Raw genomic sequence first — 381 nt, 5'->3', positions numbered from 1 at the left:
GCCGCGCACCACGCGCGGATGCTCCAGGTCGATGTGCAGCATCGGTTCGTCCTCGGCGATGCCGATCAGGAACGGCAGGCGCTCGATCGCCATCGGCAGGTAGTGCGCGTCCCAGCGCTCGCCGGCGCCGGCGAGCGCGTCGCCCTCAAGAAACAGGTTCTCGCGTGGCCGCAGCCCCAACAGCGCCAGCGAGCGGAAACCGCCGTCGGCGGTCTGCTGGAACACGATGGGATAGTGCGCCTGCAACTCGCGGAACTCGCCGAAGAAGGTCGGCGCCAGCATCTCGTCGTCGCCGTAGCGCGCGCCGCGCGCGACGATCACGCGCAGGTCGTGGTGGTCGACGTTGTTGAGCAGAACGGTTTGCGACATCGCGGTGTCCAG

General features: G+C 68.8%; 1 protein-coding gene. It reads right to left on the bottom strand.

Features of this window, described 5'->3' with window-relative positions; genetic code table 11:
• A partial coding sequence (locus tag HKX41_10640; GenBank protein NNC24588.1) for a peptidase occupies positions 1 to 369 on the bottom strand: 369 nt, incomplete at its 3' end.
• Positions 370 to 381: the final 12 nt, after the last annotated feature.

Origin of the sequence: Salifodinibacter halophilus (assembly GCA_012999515.1) — a bacterium.
Taxonomy (GTDB): Bacteria; Pseudomonadota; Gammaproteobacteria; order Nevskiales; family Salinisphaeraceae; genus Salifodinibacter; species Salifodinibacter halophilus.
This window is presented reverse-complemented; position numbering and strand designations above follow the sequence as displayed.